The following is a 454-nucleotide window of genomic DNA, read 5'->3' on the forward strand; positions in this document are numbered from 1 at the left end:
ATTCATCACGACCGGCTGCTTCATCGACAAGCACCCCGGGTCTCTCTCTTCTCGTAAAGCCATTCGTCAACCTGTCCCCAACGCCAGACGCCGGTGTTTTTGCTGCCGGCCTTTCCGAAGAGATGCTCTCGCAGCTCGCTACGTTTCAGGGGCTGACAATCGTCCGAAGCGAGGCTTCCGATGACCTGGCGCAGCGATCATCCGCTGCCCGGCGTCAGCTCGGYGCCCGGCACATCCTTGAGGGGATGATCCGTGCTGCCGATAACAAGCTCAGAATAACCAGCCGGCTCGTAGATGGAGAAACGGCCGCCATTCGCTGGTCCGCTATTTACGAGGCCGACCTGCATTCCGGGAACATCATCGATCTCGAAAGTGGCGTAGCGCAGAAGATCGCCGCAGCGGTCGCTCAGGCCATCAAGCCCCCATTGCATGCATCGTCGAAGGTCCCCTAAGG

The 454-nt window shown here is 59.8% G+C and carries 1 pseudogene; it reads left to right on the top strand.

Features of this window, described 5'->3' with window-relative positions:
- Positions 1-452: pseudogene (locus AC1DGP_RS35335) on the top strand (hypothetical protein); the annotation flags it as partial.
- Positions 453-454: the final 2 nt, after the last annotated feature.

It is taken from the genome of Allobosea sp. 05T433 (genome assembly GCF_056396065.1).